This window comes from Rhodococcus sp. C26F (assembly GCF_053345925.1).
Genome location: NZ_JBKFBA010000102.1, coordinates 1 through 2460, shown reverse-complemented (window position 1 = coordinate 2460; position 2460 = coordinate 1). Strand labels below are relative to the sequence as shown.

At 61.0% G+C, this 2460-nt stretch carries 6 protein-coding genes; 5 read left to right on the top strand and 1 reads right to left on the bottom strand.

The window, feature by feature from the left end:
* Positions 1 to 269: 269 nt before the first annotated feature.
* Positions 270 to 605, bottom strand: coding sequence for a helix-turn-helix domain-containing protein (locus ACLBYD_RS30580; protein WP_447819386.1), 336 nt, complete (start codon positions 603 to 605; stop codon positions 270 to 272).
* 246 nt (positions 606 to 851) lie between these two features.
* Here ACLBYD_RS30580 and ACLBYD_RS30575 point away from each other — a divergent pair, with 246 nt between their 5' ends.
* The 5 genes from ACLBYD_RS30575 (at position 852) to ACLBYD_RS30555 (ending at position 2362) form a co-directional block, all read left to right on the top strand.
* Entirely contained in the window at positions 852 to 1046 is a 195-nt protein-coding gene (locus ACLBYD_RS30575) for a hypothetical protein (RefSeq protein ID WP_447819385.1), read from the top strand.
* On the top strand, positions 1043 to 1252 hold the full coding sequence (locus ACLBYD_RS30570) for a helix-turn-helix domain-containing protein (protein WP_447819384.1): 210 nt from the start codon (positions 1043 to 1045) through the stop codon (positions 1250 to 1252). Before ACLBYD_RS30575 ends, ACLBYD_RS30570 begins: the two co-directional genes overlap by 4 nt.
* 75 nt (positions 1253 to 1327) lie before the next feature.
* Positions 1328 to 1702: a hypothetical protein gene (locus tag ACLBYD_RS30565; RefSeq protein ID WP_447819383.1), complete on the top strand. Its 375-nt coding sequence runs from the start codon at positions 1328 to 1330 to the stop codon at positions 1700 to 1702.
* On the top strand, positions 1699 to 1911 hold the full coding sequence (locus tag ACLBYD_RS30560; protein WP_447818866.1) for a hypothetical protein: 213 nt from the start codon (positions 1699 to 1701) through the stop codon (positions 1909 to 1911). The genes ACLBYD_RS30565 and ACLBYD_RS30560 overlap by 4 nt, the downstream gene beginning before the upstream one ends.
* Positions 1912 to 2104: 193 nt before the next feature.
* Positions 2105 to 2362 carry a hypothetical protein gene (locus ACLBYD_RS30555; RefSeq protein WP_447818865.1) on the top strand — a complete coding sequence of 86 codons (258 nt, stop codon included), beginning with the start codon at positions 2105 to 2107 and terminating at the stop codon, positions 2360 to 2362.
* Positions 2363 to 2460: the final 98 nt, after the last annotated feature.

Genomic DNA, 2460 nt, shown 5'->3' with positions numbered 1-2460 from the left:
CGCTCACCTCGACGTCCTGTTCGCTGCGGACTAGGCAATCGGCCCAGTATTCGATCGATGCCTGCCGCTCGTCCGGCGTCATCGTGGCCAGTTCCGCAGCTAGATCTGGATGGCTCTTGCGTAGCACATCTATCAAAGCATCGAACATCTCTACTACACCTGCAAAACCGAACACGTCGTGCCTCCCGAATTTCCTACCCCGATATCGAGAGGGTATCGGGTCGGTTTGAACGCGTGTTACCGAACAGGTGTTCGAACCTGATCTTGTGCTATTTGACCTTTTTGCGCAGTTCGATCATTCGGCGTGCTGCCTCCGCCAGGATCTCCTCGTCCGATACGAGCGATAGGTCTGGCTTTACGCGTTCGAGTTTGAGGTCCTCGAGCCCCAGTAGGCCGGAAGCGAGCAGTGCGTCGAGAAAATTGGCGTCGAGAGCTCTTGCGGTCGCGCGTACGAGCTCCAGTCGGGGAACGGCGTTCCCTCTCTTCCAGTGCGAGAGTGTGGAGGGATTGAATCCAGCGGCATCGGCGAGTTCGGCCGCGGTCATGCCCTTGCGTTCCATTGCGTTACTGATGAACTCCCACCAGGTGTTCTTCGGGCTTTCCATGGATGCAACGTGATCTCCCATGAGTGCAAACCCTAAGTGGTGAGTTGAATCAATGCAATGCACGTTTGGGTAACGAACTTACTGCGGAGTAGGTCAAAGGTCCCAAATCCCCAGGTGGACGCATGTCCAGTGTGTCCGTTCTCACGCCGTGAATGAATCAAAGCAATCTTGTTGCACACGTTCACGACGCCGCGTACCGTGAATGAAGTCACGCAAGATTAATCCAGTCAACTCAGGAGCCCCGACGTGCCGCAGGGACACCGCGACGAGCAAAGGGAACGGATCGACGACGCAGCGCGCACCTTCGACCGTCTCCTGGCCGAACAGAACGAGGCAGAAAAGGAGATGACCGAGGCCAAACGAAAGTGGGCCGACGCCTCAGCAGCCGTGATCGAGCAGTACTTCGTTCTCAAAGAACTGATGGAGGACACAACTCCATGAACGCACCGACTCAGGCAAACGCACTGCCCGAAGAGGCACTGTCCTACCGAGTCTCTGATGCCGCCAAGGCAATTGGCGTCTCGACGATGTTCATTTACCGCGAGATCAAGGCCGGTCGATTGGGATGCCGCTACGCCGGCCGCTCGATCCTCGTCCCCGCCGACGAACTCAAATCCTGGCTCGACTCGCTTCCGAGCGAACAGTAGCCGCCCACCAAAACAAAAGGGCCGCCAGCTGATCCCGCAGCTGACGGCCACCGACACCGCAGAAAAGGAAACCCGATGTCGAACACCAACCTTACCCGCACTACCGTCGCCGTGCTCGAGCCGGGCGACACCCCCATCTTCGACGAGCTGACCGAACACTTCTTCACCACGCCGGTTGGCACCGCCTACATCTTCACTACCCCCGCCTTCGATGAGCTCGACCGCCATTTCCACACGATTCCCATCGACATCGCACTGGCCCCCGACACGATCGACGCCCAGATCGTCGACGTCCGCGATGTGCCCGCCCACGACACGAACGCCGACGAGCCTCCCACCGCGTCGAAGGCCAGCAAGGCAGAAGTGGTGCTCTGGTCCACGGCGCTCGGCGCAACTGCGGGCACCATCGTCTGGCTGAACAACCTGCTCAACGCGACGGCCATCGCATGATCACCAACGACACGGCCGAACCGGTCATCTTCGACAGCCGGATCCTCTGGCACCTCGCCAAAGGCACCCGATTCGTCGAACTCGACTCCGGTCGCGTCTTCACCATCGGCGACCGGCCCGGCCGACTGTGGCGTGGCAACACCCCCTGCACCGTCGAATCCCTCGACATGCCCGTGCAGATCCGCAACACCGCGGAGACCACGAAGTGAGCGCCCGCCGGCGCAGGTGCCCCGGACACCCGCACAGAGTCCTGCATTCGAACACGTTCGCGTGCTCCGAGTGCTGGAAGCGTTTGCCGGACCACCTGCGCCGGCCTGTCCTCGCGACCCTCGGCAAGTCCGCGTCGCGCGGAAAGACCGAAGCCTGGAACAACGCAGCCGCCTACCTCGGAAGCCGATCATCATGACGACGAACGACCTCACCGACAACGACCTTCGCGCTGTAGCAAACGAACTCGGACCGCAGTACGCCATCCTGCACTGCCCTCCGATCACCCTGCCTTGGTTCTCGAGCGATGAAACTGCAGCCATCACTCGCGACGTCGAAGGCGGCGTGCGTGTAGACACCGCAAGCTCGCTGAGCCGCGAAACCCGCATGGAAATCGCGACCGCACTCGTCGCCACGATCCTCGATGAGCCGAAGCAGGGGAGCGACCGGTGAGCCACGGACTCGAGAAGAAGCGTCAGGACGCCGGCGGATACCCGATCGAGGTTCCGTCGGATGTCCCGGCCTCCGTCGTCGTCGACCGCATCCGATCG

Bases quoted from the DNA above. Each gene is read 5' to 3' on its own strand.
- ACLBYD_RS30560 (WP_447818866.1), top strand. From the start codon at position 1,699: ATGATCACCAACGACACGGCCGAACCGGTCATCTTCGACAGCCGGATC.
- ACLBYD_RS30565 (WP_447819383.1), top strand. From the start codon at position 1,328: ATGTCGAACACCAACCTTACCCGCACTACCGTCGCCGTGCTCGAGCCG.
- ACLBYD_RS30555 (WP_447818865.1), top strand. From the start codon at position 2,105: ATGACGACGAACGACCTCACCGACAACGACCTTCGCGCTGTAGCAAAC.
- ACLBYD_RS30580 (WP_447819386.1), bottom strand. From the start codon at position 605: ATGGAAAGCCCGAAGAACACCTGGTGGGAGTTCATCAGTAACGCAATG.
- ACLBYD_RS30570 (WP_447819384.1), top strand. From the start codon at position 1,043: ATGAACGCACCGACTCAGGCAAACGCACTGCCCGAAGAGGCACTGTCC.